The organism is Caulobacter sp. SSI4214 (genome assembly GCF_012184455.1).
Taxonomy (GTDB): domain Bacteria; phylum Pseudomonadota; class Alphaproteobacteria; order Caulobacterales; family Caulobacteraceae; genus Caulobacter; species Caulobacter vibrioides_E.
In genome coordinates this window covers 1-18,854 of the sequence record NZ_SZWJ01000033.1, presented here as the reverse complement: position 1 = coordinate 18,854, position 18,854 = coordinate 1, and the positions used below count along the sequence as shown (strand labels likewise).

At 69.4% G+C, this 18,854-nt stretch carries 16 protein-coding genes and 1 pseudogene; 6 read left to right on the top strand and 11 right to left on the bottom strand.

Annotated elements, in window-relative coordinates:
* Nucleotides 1-98 precede the first annotated feature (98 nt).
* Both FCU40_RS11700 and FCU40_RS11695 read right to left on the bottom strand, forming a co-directional pair.
* Nucleotides 99-4,121: an ice nucleation protein gene (locus FCU40_RS11700; RefSeq protein WP_168075086.1), complete on the bottom strand. Its 4,023-nt coding sequence runs from the start codon at nt 4,119-4,121 to the stop codon at nt 99-101.
* Nucleotides 4,122-4,262: 141 nt separating this feature from the next.
* Entirely contained in the window at nt 4,263-5,177 is a 915-nt protein-coding gene (locus FCU40_RS11695) for a LysR family transcriptional regulator (RefSeq protein WP_168075076.1), read from the bottom strand.
* 92 nt (nt 5,178-5,269) lie between these two features.
* Here FCU40_RS11695 and FCU40_RS11690 point away from each other — a divergent pair, with 92 nt between their 5' ends.
* Entirely contained in the window at nt 5,270-6,238 is a 969-nt protein-coding gene (locus tag FCU40_RS11690) for an NAD(P)H-binding protein (RefSeq protein ID WP_168075074.1), read from the top strand.
* Nucleotides 6,239-6,262: 24 nt separating this feature from the next.
* Here the strand turns inward: FCU40_RS11690 and FCU40_RS11685 are convergent, their stop codons facing one another.
* From FCU40_RS11685 to FCU40_RS11675, 3 genes are all read right to left on the bottom strand, one after another.
* On the bottom strand, nt 6,263-7,975 hold the full coding sequence (locus tag FCU40_RS11685) for an ATP-binding protein (protein WP_168075072.1): 1,713 nt from the start codon (nt 7,973-7,975) through the stop codon (nt 6,263-6,265).
* A gap of 255 nt (nt 7,976-8,230) precedes the next feature.
* Nucleotides 8,231-9,172, bottom strand: a complete 942-nt coding sequence (locus tag FCU40_RS11680) for an electron transfer flavoprotein subunit alpha/FixB family protein (RefSeq protein WP_168075070.1) — start codon at nt 9,170-9,172, stop codon at nt 8,231-8,233.
* Entirely contained in the window at nt 9,172-9,918 is a 747-nt protein-coding gene (locus FCU40_RS11675) for an electron transfer flavoprotein subunit beta/FixA family protein (RefSeq protein ID WP_168075068.1), read from the bottom strand. The genes FCU40_RS11680 and FCU40_RS11675 overlap by 1 nt, the downstream gene beginning before the upstream one ends.
* Before the next feature lie 204 nt (nt 9,919-10,122).
* On the opposite strand from FCU40_RS11675, the gene FCU40_RS11670 reads away from it, so the two are divergent.
* Nucleotides 10,123-10,386, top strand: a complete 264-nt coding sequence (locus FCU40_RS11670; RefSeq protein WP_168075066.1) for a hypothetical protein — start codon at nt 10,123-10,125, stop codon at nt 10,384-10,386.
* A 1-nt stretch (nt 10,387) separates the two neighbouring features.
* On the opposite strand, the gene FCU40_RS11665 is transcribed toward FCU40_RS11670, so the two are convergent.
* Together FCU40_RS11665 and FCU40_RS11660 are read right to left on the bottom strand one after the other, a co-directional pair.
* Entirely contained in the window at nt 10,388-10,966 is a 579-nt protein-coding gene (locus tag FCU40_RS11665) for a cob(I)yrinic acid a,c-diamide adenosyltransferase (RefSeq protein WP_168075064.1), read from the bottom strand.
* 34 nt (nt 10,967-11,000) lie between these two features.
* The gene (locus FCU40_RS11660; protein ID WP_168075063.1) at nt 11,001-11,207 is read right to left on the bottom strand and encodes a twin transmembrane helix small protein; all 207 of its coding nucleotides are present in this window, start codon (nt 11,205-11,207) and stop codon (nt 11,001-11,003) included.
* A gap of 343 nt (nt 11,208-11,550) precedes the next feature.
* On the opposite strand from FCU40_RS11660, the gene FCU40_RS11655 reads away from it, so the two are divergent.
* From FCU40_RS11655 to FCU40_RS11645, 3 genes are all read left to right on the top strand, one after another.
* Nucleotides 11,551-11,781 (top strand): hypothetical protein, encoded by a 231-nt coding sequence (locus FCU40_RS11655; RefSeq protein WP_004616148.1) that lies wholly within the window; start codon nt 11,551-11,553, stop codon nt 11,779-11,781.
* Nucleotides 11,778-12,425 (top strand): TetR/AcrR family transcriptional regulator, encoded by a 648-nt coding sequence (locus FCU40_RS11650; RefSeq protein WP_004616145.1) that lies wholly within the window; start codon nt 11,778-11,780, stop codon nt 12,423-12,425. Before FCU40_RS11655 ends, FCU40_RS11650 begins: the two co-directional genes overlap by 4 nt.
* 79 nt (nt 12,426-12,504) lie before the next feature.
* Nucleotides 12,505-13,113, top strand: coding sequence for a TetR/AcrR family transcriptional regulator (locus FCU40_RS11645; protein WP_004616144.1), 609 nt, complete (start codon nt 12,505-12,507; stop codon nt 13,111-13,113).
* A gap of 22 nt (nt 13,114-13,135) precedes the next feature.
* Here FCU40_RS11645 and FCU40_RS11640 read toward each other — a convergent pair whose 3' ends face one another.
* The 3 genes and pseudogenes from FCU40_RS11640 to FCU40_RS11635 all read right to left on the bottom strand — a co-directional run bounded on the left by FCU40_RS11640 (nt 13,136) and on the right by FCU40_RS11635 (nt 16,640).
* Nucleotides 13,136-14,743, bottom strand: a complete 1,608-nt coding sequence (locus tag FCU40_RS11640; protein WP_168075062.1) for a serine hydrolase — start codon at nt 14,741-14,743, stop codon at nt 13,136-13,138.
* Nucleotides 14,737-14,936, bottom strand: a pseudogene (locus tag FCU40_RS23340) (hypothetical protein); the annotation flags it as partial. The gene FCU40_RS11640 and the pseudogene FCU40_RS23340, both read right to left, overlap by 7 nt.
* Nucleotides 14,937-14,945: 9 nt before the next feature.
* Complete coding sequence (locus tag FCU40_RS11635) at nt 14,946-16,640, bottom strand: acyl-CoA dehydrogenase family protein (RefSeq protein WP_168075061.1); 1,695 nt, start codon at nt 16,638-16,640, stop codon at nt 14,946-14,948.
* 122 nt (nt 16,641-16,762) lie between these two features.
* Between FCU40_RS11635 and FCU40_RS11630 the strand changes: the two genes are divergently transcribed.
* On the top strand, nt 16,763-17,389 hold the full coding sequence (locus FCU40_RS11630) for a glutathione S-transferase (RefSeq protein WP_168075060.1): 627 nt from the start codon (nt 16,763-16,765) through the stop codon (nt 17,387-17,389).
* Between the two features lies 1 nt (nt 17,390).
* Here FCU40_RS11630 and FCU40_RS11625 read toward each other — a convergent pair whose 3' ends face one another.
* Nucleotides 17,391-18,446 (bottom strand): alpha/beta hydrolase, encoded by a 1,056-nt coding sequence (locus tag FCU40_RS11625; protein ID WP_168075059.1) that lies wholly within the window; start codon nt 18,444-18,446, stop codon nt 17,391-17,393.
* Between the last annotated feature and the right edge of the window lie 408 nt (nt 18,447-18,854).

Below are 18,854 nucleotides of genomic sequence, written 5' to 3'. Positions count from 1 at the left end.
CTCGGCCAATGCGGCTTCTGGGAGGGCAATAGGATCGGCTCAAGACGGCTGGACGACAGTCGTGCGACGCCCTTGTGACGCTTGTTATGAGAACGTTATCAGAGGCCGATCGCCTGCAACTGGGCGGGGCTCATGGCGTCCAGCTGAGCGACCGTCAGCTTGTTGACCTGGGCCCGCGACAGGGTCGACAGCTGCCCCGGCGAGAAGGCCGCGATCTGGGCGCCGGTGAAGCCCGGGATCTGGCTGGGCATGATCTGGCCCATCTGGGCGGTGGTCAGGGTCTGGATCGCCGAGGTCGGCAACTGGCCGATCTGGGTCGTGGTCAGCGCCCCCAGCTGGAAGCCCGACATCCGCGACAGCCCATCGCTGGCGAAGGCGTCCAGCTGGCCGGCCGAGAATCCGCGCACCTGGGTGGCCGAGAGGCTGGCGAACTGGTCGTCGCTGAGCGCGCTCAACGCCGTGTTCGACAGGGCGCCGACCTGAGACGCGGTCAGGGCGGCCACCTGGGCCTTGGACAACTCGCCGATGTCGGCCGCCGACAGGCCTCGCACCTGCACCGGCGTCAGGGCCGAGATCTGGGCCGAGGTCAGGGCCGCCACCTGGGTGGCGGTGAAGGCCGAGATGTCGGCGGGCGAGAAGCCCTCCATCTGCGCGGCCCCAAGGGCGCCGATCTGGGTGGCGGTGATCTCGGCGATGTCGGTCGTGGTGAACCGCTCGATCTGGCTGGTGGTCAGGCCCCGGATCTGGGTGGTGGTCAAGGCCGCGAACTGGCTGGCGTTGAGGCCCGACAGCACCTCGCCGGGCAGGGCGCCGATCTGCTGCGCCGACAGGGCGGCCACTTGGCTGGCGGAGAACGCGCCGAAGGTCGCGGCGCTCAGGCTGGCCATTTCGCTGGTCGACAGGCCGGACAGCTGGGTCGGGCTGAGCGCGGCAAGGCGACTGGCGCCCAGGGCCGCGAAGGCCGTCGTCGACAGGGACCCCAGCTGGGCGCCGCTCAGGCCGGCCAGCTCTGTGGCGGTGAGGCCGCCGATCAGGGCGGCCGACAGGCCTCCGGTCTGGGTGGCGGCCAGCTGCGAGAGCCGGCCGCGCACGACCGTGTCGGGTAGGGCCGCCAGCTGGGTCGGCGTCAGGCCCGAGAACTGCGTGGCGGTCAGGCCCGCCAGCTGGGTGGTCGACAGGCTGGCCAGGTTGGTCGGCGCCAGGGCGGCCAGCTGGCTCGGCGTCAGGCCCGAGACCTGGGTCGCGCTGAACTCGCCGAAGTCGGCGGCCGAGAGGCCCGATATCTGGGTGGTCGACAGGGCCTGCAACTGGGTGGTCGACAGCCGCGCCACCTGCTCCGGGGTCAGGGCCGAGAAGGCCGTCGCGCTCAGGGCCGACAGGAAGCCGCCGGTCAGGCCGCCGACCTGGGTGGTCGCCAGCGCCGCCAGCTGGGACCCGCTCAACGCCCCGGCCTGGGTGGACGACAGGCCCGACAGCTGGGCCGAGCTGAGGGCGGAGACCTGGGTGGTCGACAGCGCCGGCAGGATGTCGCTGGCCGCCGCGCCAAGCTGGGTGGGGGTCAGGACCGCCAGCTGGGTGGTCGACAGGGCCGGAACCTGGCTGGGACGCAGGGCGGCGATCTGCGAGGGGACCATCGCCTTGATCTGGCTGGTGGTCAGGGCCGCCAGTTGGCCCGCGCCCAGCGCCGCGACCTCGGTGGCGGGCAGTCCGGCCAGCTGGGTCGGGGCCAGCGCCGCGACCTGGCTAGGGGTGAACTCGGCGATGTCCTCGGGCGACAGACCGCGCAGCTGGGTGGCGGTGATCGCCGCCACCTGGGTGGTGGTCAGGGCGGCGGTCTGGACCGCGCTCAGGGCCGACAGGGCGGTTGGAGACAGCGCCGCGATCTGCGTGCCGGCCAGCAGCTTCAGGCGATCGGCGCTCAAGGCGGCGACGGCGTTGGCCGACAGGCCGGCGATCTGGGTCGCGCGCAGGGCGCTCCATTGGGTGTCGGACAGGCCCGCCAGGTGCGTCGGATCCAGCGCGCCCAGCTGCGTTGTGCTGAGGCCCTGGATCTGGGTGACGCCCCACAGGGACCATTGCGTCGCCGAGAACGCGCCGATCAGGTCGGGTGACAGGGCGCCGACCTGGGTCGGGGTCAGGGCGCTGACCTGGGTGGTCGAGAGACTGTCGAACACCGTCGTCGACAGGCCGCGCACCTGGGTGACGGTCAGGCCCCGGATCTGGCCGGCGTCGAGGCGCGACAGGGCGTCCGGCGGCAGGAGGGCCAGGATGCCCGTCGACAGCTGGGCCAGCTGGGTCGGCGACAGCGCCGCCACCTGGGTGGCGTTCAAGGCCTGGGCCATCGTGCTGGACAGATTGATCAGCTGGTCGCTGGTCAGGCCCCGGATCTGGGTCGCGCCCAGGGCCGCGGTCCTTGTTCCGTCGAGGTCGCGCAGCGCCGCCGCCGGGATCTTGGACACCTGCTGCGCGGTCAGGCCGCCGATGGTGGTCGTCGACAGATGCGAGATCATCGCGCCCAGCTGGACGCCGTCCATCGCCGCCAGTTGGGTCGCGGAAAACCGCGCGACATCGGCGTCGTTCAGACCCTTCAGCTGGGTGGCGGTCAGGCCCTTGATCTGCGCCGCGCCAAGGCGGGCCACCTGGCTGTCGTTCAGCGCCGACAGCGCCTCGGGCGTCAGCCCCGACACCTGGGCGGCCGACAGGGCGCCGATCTCGGCGTCGCTCAGTGTCGCGACCTCCGTGGCCGAAAGCCCCTTGATCTGGGTGGATGTCACGCTCGACCACTGCAGGGACGACAGCTCGGCCACGCCGCGCAGGGCGGCGAGCTGACGGCTGCTCAGCGCCCCGACCTGGGCCGCGCCCAGGGCCTGGGCCTGGGTGGTGGTCAGGGCCGCGATGTCCGAGGTCGACAGCGCCTTGATCTGCAAGGGCGTCATCACCTTCAGCTGCTCGGGCCTGAAGGCGGCGAACGACGCGTCCGACAGCGCCGCCAGCCGCTCGGGCGGCAGGGCGCGGATCTGGCTGACGGTGAAGGCCTGCAGCTGGGCGCGCGTGAACTCGTTGAAGTCGTCGCCATTCAGGCCGGCCAACTGGTCGGGGCGCAGGCCGGCGATCTGTGCGGCGCCCAGCGCGCCCACCTGGGTCGTGTTCAGGCGCGAGAAGCTGGTCGCCGACAGGCCGCCCAGCGCCTGCGGGTTCAGGGCCGCGATCTGGGTGGTGGTCAGGTGGGCGACGGCCGTCGCCGAAAGGGTCGCGGTCTGGTTGCCGGCCAGGGCGCCCAGCTGGGCGGCGCTGAAGGCCGCCAGCAGCGTCGCGCCGCCCTGACCGATGGCCGTGACCGACAGCCCTCGGACCTGCGTCGCGTTCAGCGCTTCCAGCCGCGAGCCGCTCAAGGCCAGCACCTGTTCGCCCGACAGGCTGGACAGCTGCGCCACGGTCGCCGCCTTCCACTGATCGGGGGTGGTCAGGGCCATGTCCGTGGCCGACAGCCCTTTCAGCGCTTCCGGCGAGAGCCCGGCGAACTGGGTGGGGCTGAGGCTCTGGAACTGGGTCGGCGTCAGCTGGCCGATCTGAGTCGCCGACAAGGCGCCGACCTGGGCGGCGGTGAAGGCCTGGATCTGCGCGGGCTCGAACTCGCCCATGTCGCTGGCGGTCAGGCCGCGCAGTTGCGTGGCGGTCAGCGCGCGGATCTGCTGGGTCGACAGCTCGCGCACCTGGGTTTCGGACAGCGACGACACCGCCGTCGCCGAGAGGGCCGCCAGCTGGGTCGAGCGCAGGCCGTTCAGCTGGTCGCCGTTCAGGCCGCCGATCTGGGTCGCCGACAGCGCCTGCATCTGGGCCTGGTTCAGCACCAGCAGCTGGTTGGCGCTGAAGGCCACGGTCGAGGCCAGTCGCGGCAACTGGGCCGGGGTCAGCGCCTTGACCTGGGCGGGGGTGAAGGCCGCGAACTGCGCGGCGCTGAGACCGCCGATCGCCGTGACCGAGATCGCCTGGATCTGCTGAGCGGTCAGCTTGGCGAACTCGGACGGCGGCGCCGCGGCCAGGGCCGGGCCGCTCAGCGTCGCGATCTGCTGCGCCGTCAGCTTGGAAAGACTCGAGGCGTCGAAACTCGCGACCGCCATGACACACCACCGGGCTCGGAGCGGCGCCCGCGAACGCCGCCGACGGCCGTAAGCCGTCCGTTCGTGGGGGCCTGGCCTGGACGCCGCCTCTTCCGGGCGGCGATTCTGCTCAAGCTCACTCTAAGGGAAGTTGTGTTTAGTTCAAACTGTATTCGTCGATCGCGCATAGGCGGTCAGACCCTCGACCAGGGCGTTGAAGACCAGGCGCACGCGGCGGACGTCCTTCAGGTCCTCGTGGGCGACGACGAAGGTCTCCAGATCGTAGGCGAAGCTGTCGGCGAGGACGCGCTCCAGCATGGGGTCGCGCAGGGCCAGGCCCACCTGACAGATCCCCAGCCCCAGGCCCGCCCGGATCGCCGCCAGCTGGGCCAGGTCGTTGTCCGAACGGAACGCGAAGTCCTCGGGCTTCAAGCCCAGGCCCATGGCGCGGACCGTCCGGACGCCCGCCGTGTCGGTCTCGTAGCCGATCAGCGGCAGGCGGCGGGCCTCGTCCAGCGTGGCGGGGCGGCCCCAGGCGTCCAGCACGCGCTTGTGGGCGTGCATTCCCAGCGTGATGACGCCCACCCGGCGGGCGACCAGGGCGTCCTGGGTCGGACGAACCATCCGCACGGCGATGTCGGCCTCGCGGCGCAGCAGGTCCTCGTTGCGATTGGTCAGGGCCAGTTCGAAGATCAGGCCGGGATGGTCCTGGCGCAGCGCGGCCAGGATCGGCGGCAGCACCTCCATGCCCACGACCTCGCTGGCGGTGATCCGCACCACGCCGGCGGCCGCTTCCGCCTCGGCCGACGCCGCCCGGGCCAGGGCGGCGGCGGCGCTGGCCATGGCCCGGGCGTGCCGCGCCAGAGCGGTCCCCACCGATGTCGGGGTCAGGCCCGAGGGCGAGCGGGTGAACAGCGCCACGCCCAGCTGGGTCTCCAGGTCCTCGATCCGCCGCCGCACGGTCGGCTGGGCCGCGCCCAGCGCGCGGGCGGCGGCCGAGAGGCTGCCGGTGTCGATCACCGCCAGGAAGGCGCGGTGACGCTCCCAGTCGACGGCGGCGGAGAGGTCGTTGCTCATAGATTTTTGATAGGCTGGTCAGTCATTCTAGGCAATTTATATCAAGCTTGTCGCGACGCATCCTGCGGTCATCGCAATCCCAGGAGCCGGACATGACCGCCCCCGCCAAGCCCTCCAAGATCGCTCTCGTCCTCGGCGCCCATGGCGGCGTCGGCTGGGAGACCGCCGCCGCCCTGGTCCGCCACGGCTGGACCGTCCGCGCCCTGGTGCGCGATCCCGGCAAGGGCGGGCGGCCGGGCGTGACCTATTTGAAGGGCGACGTCATGGACCCGCCGGCCGTGATCGACGCCGCGCGGGGCGCCGCGATCATCGTCCACGCCGTCAACCCGCCCGGCTATCGCGGCTGGAGCCGGCTGGTCCTGCCGATGCTGGACAGCACCATCGCCGCCGCGCGGGCCAGCGGCGCGCGGATCCTGCTGCCTGGCACGATCTACAACTACGACCCCGCCGAGCAGCCCCTGATCGACGAGACCGCGCCCCAGCGGGCCAGGACCCGCAAGGGCAGGATCCGCGTCGAGATGGAAGCCCGCCTGGAGGCCGCCGCCGGCGACGGCGCGCGGAGCCTGATCCTGCGGGCCGGCGACTATTTCGGTCCGCGCGCCGCCAGCAACTGGTTCGCCTCGGGCCTGGTCACGCCGGGCAAGCCGGTGAAGACCATCCTCTATCCGGGCGACAAGGGCGTCGGCCACGCCTGGGCCTATCTGCCCGACGTCGGCGAGACCTTCGCCCGCCTGGCCGATCGCGAGGGCGAGCTGCCAGACTTCGCGCGGTTCCACTTCGACGGCGTCTGGGACGCCGACGGGACGGCCATGGTCCGCGCGGTCGCGCGCGCCGCCGGCCTGAAGCGCCCCGATGTCCGCCGGCTGCCCTGGGCCCTGCTGCCCCTGGCCGGACCGTTCAACGAGACCTTGCGCGAACTGCTGGAAATGCGCCCCTTCTGGCGTTTTCCGACGCGCCTGGACAACCGTCGGCTGGTCGCCTTCCTCGGCGAGGAGCCCCGCACCCCGCTGGACAGGGCGGTGGTCGAGACGATGCGCGGTCTGAGCGTGCCGGTGCGATAGGGCCGACGACCGCGCGCCGGAAAACTACGCCGGCGCGCCCGCCCGCCGATCCAGGCGTCCGATCGTCGACACCAGGGCCGCCATTTCGATGGGCTTTTCGATGAAGGCGTCCATGCCGGCCGATAGGGCGGCCGAGCGTTCCTCGTCCATGACCCCGGCCGTCAGGCAGACGATCGGCAGGTCCTTGAAGCGCGGCTCGGCGCGGATTCGCCGGGTCGCCTCCAGTCCGCCCATCACCGGCATGTTGAAGTCGATCAGCATCATGTCGAAGTCGCGGTCATTCAGGGCTTCGATGGCGTGCTGGCCGTTGTCGGCCTCGACGATCTCGCAGCCCAGCGGCGACAGCATCATGCCGATGACCTTGCGATTGACCGGATAGTCGTCGACGACCAGCAGGCGCAGCGGATTGCCGTCCTTGGGCTGGAAGCTGGCCGAGGCGCCGGCGGCGGGCAGGGCGCATCGGAAGGTCAGGGTGAAGGTCGAGCCGCGTCCCTCGACGCTGCGGGCCGTGACGGCCCCGCCCATCATCTTGGCCAGCCGGCGGGTGATGTTGAGGCCCAATCCGGTCCCGCCTGTCCGCCGGGCCGTCGCCGCGTCCGCCTGGACGAACGGCGTGAACAGCTTTTCCAGCACCTGCGGACTCATGCCGACACCGGTGTCGGCGACAACGATCTTGGCCATGACCGCGCCGGGTTCCGGGGCGGGTTCGCACGACACCCGCACCTGGATTTGACCGGCGGGCGTGAACTTGACCGCGTTGGAGATCAGGTTCGCCAGGCATTGGCGCACGCGGAGCGGATCGAAGACCAGCGAGCCCGGCATGGCCTCGTCGATGAGCAGGGTGATCTCGGTGCCGCGCTCGCGGGCCAGGGGGACGTTCAGGCGCACCACCCGGTCGGCCAGATGGGCGAGATCGCTGGTGATCGGCGCGATTTCCAGCTTGCCGGCCTCGATCTTGGCCAGGTCCAGCACGTCGTTCAGCAGGGCCAGCAGGGTCCGGCCGGATTCCTCGAGCAAGTCCACCTGCTCGTACTGGCTGGGCGCCAGAGGCTCCAGCTTCATGGACTGGGCGATGCCCAACATGCCGTTCAGGGGCGTGCGTAGTTCGTGGCTCATCAGGGCCAGGAACTCGGACTTGGCCTGGCTGGCCGCCTCGGCCTGGCTTTTGGCCAACTCCAGGGCGCGGCCCTGCTGGGCGTTGGTTTGCGCGGCCTTGGCCGTGTAGGTGATCAGGATGGCGGCGGAGGCGCAGAGCACGAAACGCTGCTGCGGCGGAAAGTCGTTGAACACGCCGCACAGCGCCAGCAGCAGCAGCGAGGAGCCGCCGCCGATGATCAGCAGCAGGATCCTGGATCGCGCCGCGAAGGCCTGGGCGTGGACCAGGAACGCGCACACCACGCAGAGCGCCGAAAGCTTCAGGGCGAGAATTTCCTCCCGCCACAGCAGTACGGCCAGGGCCCACCAGACCAGGTTCATCCAGACCACGGCCGCGATATAGGCCAGGCGCTGGGCCGGGCTTGTCTTCTGGTCGCTCCTCTGGGGGATGCTGGACACCCAGACCCCGGCCTCGGCGCTGGCGACGGCCAAGCCCCAGAGCCAGCCGCCCAGGCTATCGACCGTGAAGCCGTAGAGCAGGGCCGTGGCGGCGCAGATCGCCAGGCGAACGCCCAGCGTGGGCAGGCTTCGGGCCGTTACCGAGGTGGCGTCTTGATCCAGCCAATCGGTCGAACGCGACAAAACCGTTCCCTTACAATTTCGGGGTCGCCTTTCCCGTGAACGCCGGGGGCGCCGCCGTGAGACGGATAGTCAACCCATAATGGATTCCGTCGCGATGTCGAGGCTCGCGTGGTTCCCAGCGCGCCGATATCGGCGTGCGCCGTCCTCGGTTCAGCTTTCGTAGGGGGAGCGCGTCTCGCTTTGCCTGAGGCGCGCAACAAAAAGGCCCGGAGGTAGAGCCCCCGGGCCTTTCTATCTTAGTGGATGGCGGGGCGGTTACTTGCCCGCGGCCGTCAGGGCGTCCATCAGTTCCGGCACGGCGGTCTTGTAGTCGGCGACCAGGCCGTAGTCGGCGACCTGGAAGATCGGCGCGTCGGCGTCCTTGTTGATCGCGACGATCACCTTGGAGTCCTTCATGCCGGCCAGGTGCTGGATGGCGCCCGAGATGCCGATGGCGACATAGAGCTGCGGCGCCACGACCTTGCCGGTCTGACCGACCTGATAGTCGTTCGGGGCGTAGCCGGCGTCGACGGCCGCGCGCGAGGCGCCGACGGCGGCGCCCAGCTTGTCGGCCAGCGGCTCGATCACGCGTTGGAACTCTTCGGCCGAACCCATGGCGCGGCCGCCCGAGACGACGATCTTGGCCGCCGCCAGTTCCGGACGGTCGGACTTGACCATCTCTTCGCTGACGAAGCGGGTCTTGGCCGCGTCGGCGCCGCCGACGGTTTCGACCGAGGCCGAGCCCCCTTCCGCCGCCGCCGCGAAGGCGGTCGGACGGACGGTGATCACCTTCTTGGCGTCGGTCGACTGGACGGTCTCCAGCGCGTTGCCGGCGTAGATCGGGCGCGTGAAGGTGTCGGCCGAGACGACCTCGATGATGTCCGAGATCGGGGCGACGTCCAGCTTGGCGGCGACGCGCGGGGCGAAGTTCTTGCCGCCCGAGGTGGCCGGAACCAGGATCGCGTCATAGCCGCCGGCCAGCGCCAGGACGGCGTCGGCCTGCGCCTCGGCGATGCCGTGGCCCAGGGCGTCGGACTCGGCGACCAGCACCTTGCGGACGCCGGCGATCTTGGCGGCCTCGGCGGCGACGCCCGAGACGCCCTTGCCCAACACCAGGATGTCGATGTCGCCCGAGATCTTCTGGGCGGCGGTCACGGTCTTGTGGGTCGCGTCGCGCAGGTGCGCGTTGTCGTTATCGGCGACGACGAGAACAGCCATTACAGCACCCCCGCGGTGTTGAGCTTGGAGACGAGGTCGGCGGCGGTTTCCACCTTCACGCCGGCCGAGCGCTTGGCCGGCTCGGCGACCTTGACGACCTTCAGGCGCGGCGTGACATCGACGCCGTAGTCGGCGACCGCCTTGGTGACGATCTCCTTCTTCTTGGCCTTCATGATGTTGGGCAGAGACGCATAGCGCGGCTCGTTCAGGCGCAGGTCGGCGGTGATCACGGCCGGCAGGTCGACGTCCAGGGTCTGCAGACCGCCATCGACTTCGCGCGTGACCTTGGCCGACGAGCCCGACGCCTCGACGGCCGAGGCGTAGGTGGCCTGCGGCCAGCCCAGCAGCGCCGACAGCATCTGGCCCACGGCGTTGTTGTCGCCGTCGATCGCCTGCTTGCCCATGACGACGAGATTCGGATTTTCCTCGGCGACCACGGCGGCCAACAGCTTGGCCACGGCCAGCGGCTCGACGTCGACGTCCGAGGTGATCAGGATCCCCCGGTCGCCGCCCATGGCCAGCGCCGTGCGGATCGTTTCCTGGGCCTGCGCGGGGCCGATGCTGACGATGACGACCTCGGTCGCCACGCCCTTTTCCTTGAGACGCACGGCTTCCTCGACCGCGATCTCACAGAAGGGGTTCATCGACATCTTGACGTTCGCGAGGTCGACACCGGTCTGGTCCGCCTTCACGCGGGCCTTGACGTTATAATCGATCACCCGTTTGACCGGGACTAGGACCTTCATCGGTTTCCACCGCCTCCAGACTGCGTTTTCTCCTGCTAGGCCACCGACTTACTGGTTCGGCGTCGCATTGCAAGTTTCCTTTAACGTCAGCGTAATGCAATAAATCGTGGTTCGTTCAAACGACTGTACGATTTCGCGAGGGCCGCGCCACGGGCGCGGGGGCGGACAATTCCCTTCCCGCCGGAAAGGCGGTAGGGAGCGGCCATGAACAAGACCTTCACGCGCCTGAAGTACATCTTCGTCGCCATCTTCCTGCTCGCGAGCGGCGGCGTCGTAGCCTACCACGCCCTGTGGGTGTGGCCGAAGCAGCGTTGCGAGGCCAGCGGCCGTCTCTGGGCCGGGCGGTGGATGAAGTGCGCGACGGTCTATTCGATCGAGACCCTGACCCGCCGACCCGGCAACGTCCCGCCGATCAACGGCGAGGCGCGCCTGAAACCGCAAGCGCCGGAGCCGGCTCCGGCGAAATAGCCTAACGCGTCGCGCCCGGCTTCCAGAGGACGTCGGCGCGGCCCCGGTCATTGCTCCAGCGGGCCGCCACGAACAGCAGGTCCGACAGGCGGTTCAGATACTTGATCGCCGGCTGGCCGACGATCTCGCCCTCCAGGCCGGCCAATGCCACGCAGGTCCGCTCGGCGCGGCGGCAGACGGTGCGGGCGACGTGCAGCGCGGCCGCGGCGGGCGAGCCGGCCGGCAGGACGAATGAGGTCAGGGGCGCCATCTCGCCGTTCAGCAGGTCGATCTCGCGTTCCAGGCGCTCGACCTGGCTGTCGAGAATGCGCAGCGGCTCCCATTCCGGCTTGCCATGCTGTTCCGGGGTCGCCAGGTCCGCGCCGAGGTCGAAGAGGTCGTTCTGGACGCGCTCCAGGATCGGATCCAGCACCGCGTCGCCCGCGGTATGCTGCCGCGCCTGGCCCACGGCGGCGTTGGTCTCGTCGACCCCGCCATAGGCTTCCACGCGCGTCGAAGCCTTGCTGACCGGGGCTCCGGTCGCCAGCCGCGTCGAGCCGTCGTCGCCCGTGCGCGTGTAGATGCGGTTCAGCGTGACCATGGGTCGCGGACTCCCGTTCGTCGAACCGCGCTAATCAGGCCCCGCCGCGACGCCACCAGAAGGCGGCGGCGACCAGGACGATGATGGCGATGAACTGCAGAACGACCCGCAGGCGCATCAGCTTGTTGGAATAGGAGCGCCCGAAGTCGCCCCCTCGAAACAGGGCGTAAAGACCGGCCCCCAGGGCGATCAGCACGGCCGCGAGCGACGCGGGAACCAGAATGTCGAAGAGATGAGACATGGCCCGCAGAATAGAGGCTGGAGCTCGGCCGTCCATAGAGCGTCGCGCCGCGAGGGCGGTTCGGCGGCCCCGCGGGGCCAAACGTTATCGACCGAATCAATTCGTCGAACCTGTTCGGTGAGCGCATTTGTCGCAGTGACGCTTTGGGAGCGCTCTCATATCTAGGCCATATCGTCCCCATTCAGTGTTTTCGGTAAGTTTTCGCGGTTGCAATGACGTCCCTCTAGCGTTATGGCCCCCGCTCCCTATTTTCCAGTGCGCGTTCGTTGAACACGATCAACTCCCCCACCGCGGATCTGTTCGACGTTTTGACTCACCCCAGCGGGGGTAGGAGATAACCGCGATGGCTCAGAGCGCGTCGCTCTTGACCGCCGCTGGGCTCTCCGCGACCGATCGCGAAGAAGCCCTGGCCGAAGTCCGTCAATTGATCACCGACCTGCGCGACGCCGCGCAGGATGGCCGTCATTTGGCCCGCCGTTACGCTGACGTTCTCCAGAACGTCGTCGATGAGTACTGCAATGAGTTCGAGAAGCGCGCCGAGGCCGCTCTCGCCCGTCTGGAGGCCGCCGCATGAGCTTTGTGTCCGTCAATATCGAGTCCGCCACCGACTCGCCGGTGAAGCTCACCCGCCGCGCCCTGGCCAAGCAGCGCACCCGCGAGCGGGTGCTCGCCGCCGCCCGCCGCCTGTTCAGCGAGCGCGGCTATGAAGGCGCCACCATCCGGGACATCGCCCAGGCCGCCGGCATGTCGACTGGCGCGGTGTTCGCCAGCTTCGCCGACAAGTCGGAGCTGTTCGAGGAAATCCTGACCGCCGACTACGAGGTCATCCACGCCCAGATGACCCAGGCGTCGCGCAACGCCAAGACCGTCGATGAAGCCCTGCTGGGCCTGTTCGCCGTCGCCTACGCCTTCCATGTCGAGCAACTGCCGCTGCTGCGCGCCAGCATCGCGGTCTCCTGGACCCGTTCGGAGGCCGCCGAGCGTCGCGCCCGCGCCGACCTCAAGCACATCTTCCGCCTGATCGGCGAAGCCCTGCGCCGCGGCGTCGAGGAAGGTCAGCTGAAGAAAGATATCGACGCCAAGCTCTTGGCGGAAATCACTTGGGATGTGTATGTCGGTAACTATCGTCGAGCCATCTATGACGGCTGGTCGGTGGAAGCTCTGCTGACGCGGCTTTCGGAACAACTGAAGGTTATTTTCGCGGGCGCTCGCGCCTGACGACATCACTGGACGCTCCGTTCGGGGGAACGGAGCGTCTTCGTTAAAAACGACGCTAGCGTGTTCGAGGGGGACGGGCGTGGGCGTAAGGGACGATCAGAAGGCGGCGACGCGCGAGAAGGTTCTCGTGGCGGCGCGGGACCTGTTCAACGAGGTCGGTTACGAGGAGACCACCATCCGCGCCATCGCCGAGCGGGCGGGTGTCTCGGTCGGCAGCGTCTTCACCACCTTCGCCTCGAAGGCCGAGGTGCTCAGCCACGTGATGAGTCATCGCCTGGCCGAGCTCTATGCCGAGTTCGACCGGGTGATTCCGTACCTGCGGGGCAGCGTGGCCGATCGGCTGAGCTCGATCTTCGCCATCCACTACGAATTCGAGACCCGGCGGGTGAAGCTGTTCCTGGCCCACGTCGCGGCCTCGTACAATCCCAACGGCGATCCGGGCGTGACGCCCTATGGCCGCAACCCGCGCCTGAACCAGATGCTGCTCGACGTGCTGGACGAGGGCGTGCGCAAGGGCGAGGTCCGGCCCGACCTGGATCTCCAGCTGCTGGTCGACACGCTGAAGGCCGCCTATGCCTGGAACTACCGCATGGCGGCCGCGTCCGGCGGGCAGGTCCCGGCCAGCGAGATGTCGGCGGTGATGGACCGGCAGATCGCCCTGATCGCCGACGGCTGGCGGCCGCGATAGCTACCGCCGCCCAGGCGCCGCCTCAGCTGATCCGGGTCAGCCGCAGGTCCTGATAGTCGTAGCTGAAATCGGCCAGGGGCGAGACCGCCTTGACCAGGGCCGACACCGCCTTGCCGTCCTTCAGCTCGAAGGTGAGGAAGGCGTCTTCCTGGGTGCGGTCGTCGAAGACGGTCTTGAAGATCTCGCCGTCGAACGGCTCCAGCTTGCCGCGCAGCAGCGGGGTCTTGTCGAACGAGACCGACAGGCCCTGCTTCTTGCCCTTCCCGGTGACGGCGACGGTGACCGTGCCGTACCAGGGGTCGCGATAGACGCCGGCATAGGCGGCCAGCGGCAGGCTGGGCTTGGCGCCGCTGCTGGGCGTGACGGCCTTGGCGGCGTCCTTGATCGTCTGGGCGTCGGCGTCGGCCTGCAGCCGCTTGGAATAGCCGATCCAGTCGAAGTCGCTCCGCCCCTGCAGCCGGTCGGGACCGCCGTAGCGCAGGGCGCGCAGCACCGCGCTCTCCTCGGCGTTGGTCATGACCATGATGCCCGACTTCCGGCCCGGCAGCAGGCCCGTATACGAGATGAAGCCGGCCAGGCCGCCGGTGTGCCACAGGATGCGCTCGCCGCGATGGTCCTGGACGAACCAGCCCAGGGCGTAGGCCTGGATCGTCGGACGCGTGGGGGCGTCGGGCGCCGGGCCTTCGGACGAGGCGGTGATCGTCTGGGGCTTCCACAGCTCCTTCGACGAGGCCTCGCTCCACAGGCGCTTGCCGTCGGCCGAGAGGCCCAGGCCCAGCTGGACCTGCATCCACTTGGCGATGTCGCGCGGCGTGGAATTGACCCCGCCGGCCGGCCCGGCCGCGTCGAAGCTGTCGTCGAACGGCAGAACCGTCTGCGGACCCAGGCCCCGGACGGGCGGACCCAGGCGGGCATGGGGCTGGGCGCGGCGGGCCCTGTCGACCAGGGCGGGGCTGGAGACGGTGTCCTTCATGCCCAGCGGCTCGAAGATCCGGGCCTTGATGACCTCTTCCCAGGACTGGCCCGTCACCGTTTCGATCAGCACCCCGGCGGCGACATAGAGGACGTTGTCATAGGCGTAGCCGCCCCGGAACTGGCCGCCGATCGGCAGGTACTTCAGGCCCGCGACGATCTCGGCGCGCGTGTGGGTGGGCGCGGGCCAAATCATCAGGTCGCCGGCCCCCAGGGTCAGGCCGCTGCGGTGGACCAGGAGGTCGCGGACGGTCATCAGCTTGGTGACCACCGGATCGCTCATCTGGAAGGCCGGCATGTACCGGGTGACCGGCGCGTCCCATTCCAGCTTGCCCTCCTCGACCAGCATGGCGATCAGGGCGGCGGTCATGGCCTTGGTGTTGGAGGCGATGCCGAAGGCGGTGGTCTCGTCGACCCGGTCCTGGGTTCCCAGCCGCTTGACGCCATAGCCCTTGGTCAGGGTGACCTGGCCGTTCTCGACCACGGCGATCCCGAGACCCGGCTCGTCGGGGAAGGCGGCCATGACCTCTTGCGCGTACTTGTCGACGGCGGCGCCGACCGCCCCGGTCTCCCGCGCCAGGGCCCTATCGCCGAACGCCGCCAGGCCCGTGGCGGCCAGGGTCGAGACGAGGGCGGCGCGGCGGGTCGTGGTCAGCATGGGCGGTCCTTCCGGTAAGGACGCGAGGCTATGCTGATGCTCGTGGAGGCGGCAAGGGCCGGAGCGCCCCCTCCGTCACAATGCTTCGCATCGCGCCACCTCCCCCGTTGCACGGGTGAGGAGGGACTTCTCCTCCCCTGCGAAGCGGGGGAGGTGGATCGGCGCGGATACGCGACGAGACGGAGGGGGCGCTCAGCGGCGCCTAGTTCCCGCCGTCCAACAGCCGCCGCGCGATCACCTGGGCCTGGATCTCGCCCGCGCCCTCGAAGATGTTGAGGATCCGGGCGTCGGCCAGCAGCCGGCTGGCCGCATATTCCATGGCGAAGCCGTTGCCGCCGTGGATCTGCAGGGCGTTGTCGGCGGCGGCCCAGGCGACGCGGGCGGCGATCAGCTTGGCCATGCCGGCCTCGAGGTCGCAGCGCTTGCCCTCGTCCTTCTGGCGGGCGGCGAAATAGGTCAGCTGGCGCACGCCCATGATCTCGGCGGCCATCATGGCCAGCTTGTTGGCGACGCGGGGGAAGGCGAAGATCGCCTGGCCGAACTGCTGGCGGTCCAGGGCGTAGCCGAGGCCGGTCTCCAGCGCCGCCTGGGCCACGCCGACGGCGCGGGCGGCGGTCTGGATGCGGGCGCTCTCGAAGGTGGCCATCAGCTGCTTGAAGCCCTGGCCGGGCGCGCCGCCCAGCAGGTTCTCGGCCGGCACGGCGAAGCCGTCGAAGCCCAGCTCGTACTCCTTCATGCCGCGATAGCCGATCACCCCGATCTCGCCGCCGCTCATGCCCTCGGCGGGGAAGGGAGCCTCGTCGGTCCCGCGCGGCTTGGGGGCCAGCAGCATCGACAGGCCGCGATAGTCGGTGGTGGCCGGGTCGGTGCGGACCAGCAGGGTCATCACGTCGGCGCGGGCGGCGTGGGTGATCCAGGTCTTGTTCCCGGTCACGACATAGTGGTCGCCCTTCAGCTCGGCGCGGGTGCGCAGGGCGCCGAGGTCGGAGCCGGTGTTCGGCTCGGTGAAGACGGCGGTCGGCAGGATCTCGGCGCTGGCGATCTTGGGCAGCCAATATTCCTTCTGCGCGTCCGTGCCGCCGGTCAGGATCAGCTCGCCGGCGATCTCCGACCGGGTGGCCAGCGAGCCGACGCCGATCCAGGCCCGCGACAGCTCCTCGGAGACCACGCACATGGCGGTCTTGCCCATGCCGCTGCCGCCATATTCCTCGGGGATGGTCAGGCCGAACACGCCCAGGGCGCCCAGCTCCTCGACCAGTTCGATCGGGATCAGCTGGTCCTTCAGGTGCCATTCGTGGGCGAAGGGCGTGACCTTCTCCTCGGCGAAGGCGTGGAACTGGTCGCGGATCATCTCGAAGGTCTCGTCGAGGCCGGTGTGCTCCAGCGTCGGGCGGCCGCGCGCCTCGGCCAGGCGCTGGGCGACGCGGCTCTTCACGGCCTGGGTTCCGCCCTCGACCATCAGCTTCATCAGGCCGTTGGAATAGAGGCGGTTCAGGACCGCGCGGTCCTCGACCAGATGCGCCGGGCGGACGATCTCACCCTGGTTCATCGGCACGCCGCCGACCAGTTGGGCGCAGTATTCCGAGAAGAGGAGCTGGGCCAGCAGGGCCTCGATCTCGCCGAAGCGCCCCTCGGCCTCCAGCCGCTCGGCCCAGCCGGCGACCTGGTTCAGGAGCTCGGCATAGGCCGCGTACCAGCCGTAGCCGTGCACCCGGTGCTGGTGGACGTCGGCCAGCTTGCGGTCGACCTTGCCGCCTTCTGGCGCGATATGGGCGAGCACGGCGGGTTTGGCCTCGGCCACGAACAGCGCCGTCGCGTCGGCGGCTTCCCGCAGCAGGCCGGTCAGGCCCGGAAGGACGAGGGTTTCGGCGTCGTCGCGCGCGATCATCGTGGTCATGGCTTGCTCCCCTTGGCCGAACAGGTGTTTTACGCCAAACAATTGTTTTCTTTCACCGTGGCCCATTTCGCATCTGCGAGCAATGCGGCGGTGCAACATCCTATGGGAAAACGGGGAGACAGATGCTGAAGGTCCACCATCTCAACGAGTCGCGCTCGCAGCGCATCCTGTGGCTGCTCGAGGAGCTGTCGCTGCCCTACGAGATCGTCTTCCACACCCGCGACGCCAAGACCCGCCTGGCCCCGCCGTCGCTGACGGACGTCCACCCGCTGGGCAAGTCGCCGGTGATCCAGGATGGCGATCTGACGGTGATCGAGTCCGGCGCGATCATCGACTACGTGATCCGCCGCCACGGCGGCGGCCGTCTGGCGCCCGATCCGGCCAGCGCCGACCATGACCGCTATCAGCAGTGGCTGCACTACGCCGAGGGCTCGGCCATGCTGCCGCTGATGCTCAACATGTATGTCGGCCGCCTGGGCGAGGCCGGCGCGCCGCTGCACCCGCGCATCCAGAGCGAGATCGCCAACCACCTGGCCTTCGTCGATCAGAGCCTGGCCGGCCGCCAGTTCTTCGTCGGCGACGACCTGACCGGCGCCGACATCCAGATGAGCTTCGTGCCCGAGGTCGCCAAGGCCATGGGCAAGCTGGCCGACTACCCCCACATGGCCGCCTGGATCGAGCGGATGCACGCCCGCCCGGCCTGGAAGACGGCGCTGGACAAGAGCGGTCCTTACGCCCTGGGCGCCTAGGTTAAGGGCTGCTGGCGCTCGGAGGGGCGCCGACGACCCCGATCTCCGCGAGCCAGCGCTCCACCAGCGAGGGCCACATCGCCACCGGATGCGCCCTGTTCCGCATCGTGAAGGCGTGTCCGCCCTTCGCGAACAGATGCACTTCGGTCGGGACGTCGGCGGCGTCCAGCGCCCGCGCGTAGAGCGTGCTGTTGCAGATCGGGTCGACCGGATCGTCCCAGGCCTGCAGCAGGAAGGTCGGCGGCGTGTTCTTCGTCACGCGGATGGTCGGGTCCCAGGCGTCGCCCTTGCGGCAAAGGTGCCCCGGATAGAGGGCGATGGCGAAGTCGGGGCGGCTGCTGATCTTGTCGATGTCGTCCACCGGGGCGTAGGCGGGGGCGAGGATGTTGCTGGTCTGCGCGACCAGATAGCCGCCGGCCGAGAAGCCGATCACGCCGATCTTGTTCGGCTGAACGCCCAGCTCTCGCGCCCGCGCCCTGACGAGCCGGATGGTTCTCTGGGCGTCCTGCAGCGCGCGGGGGATCTTGGGGGTGATCTGACACCGGCACGCCGGGTTCCAGTAGTCGTTGCCGCCCGGCACGCGGTATTTCGACAGGATGCAGGTGATGCCCTGGGCCGTGATCCAGTTGCAGATCTCGGTCCCTTCGGAGGTGATCACCACCACCCGGAAGCCTCCGCCCGGGAAGACGATCATGGCCGCGCCGGTGTTTCGGCCCCGAGGCGGATAGACGGTCATGGTCGGTTCGGTGACGTCGTAGACGCCCTCCGACACCTTGCTGGACAGGGCGTCGGGCGTGGCGGAGACCGACACCCGTTCGGGCTTGCGGGGCTGGTCGGCCATGTCCGGCGCGCCGCGCGGCCAGATCGGAATCTGCTTCAGACCTGCCGGCGCGCGCCAGGGCCCCGTCGTCTCGCCGACGGTCACGCCGTCCGCGACGGTCGGATAGGCCTCGGACGCCGGGGGTAGAGGCTTGGCGTCCGTGCCGGTCCGGAAAGCCAGGCCGGCGATTCCCAGCGCGACGAACGCTCCGGCGACGATGATCCAACGCGACCGCATGACGCTCCTCCCCATCCAGACGCCGGTGACTTGGAGTACGGCCGAACGGAAAGAAGCCCAAAGGATATTAAGTCTTGGGAGACCCGAGATATTTTCATGACGCGTAACGACGTGACGGGGATACGTCGCGGTCTCGACCTGGGCTTTTCCCGCCCCGATCCACTTTTTTCGAACATGAACGGAATCTGTCGGCGCGGTTGGCGGGGCGGTTCAGCTTGGCCCTGCCATGGTGCGTCTCACGGGGTTGCTGGCCCCGCAGACATCACGAAGGGACGAGGAGTTCTCTCATGTTCGACCAAATGACCAAGACCACCAAGACCATCGCCCTGACCCTGGGCGCCGCCGCCACCGCCCTGAGCCTGGCCGCCGCCCCGCAAGCCAACGCCGGCGTCCTCGGCTGCAAGGCCT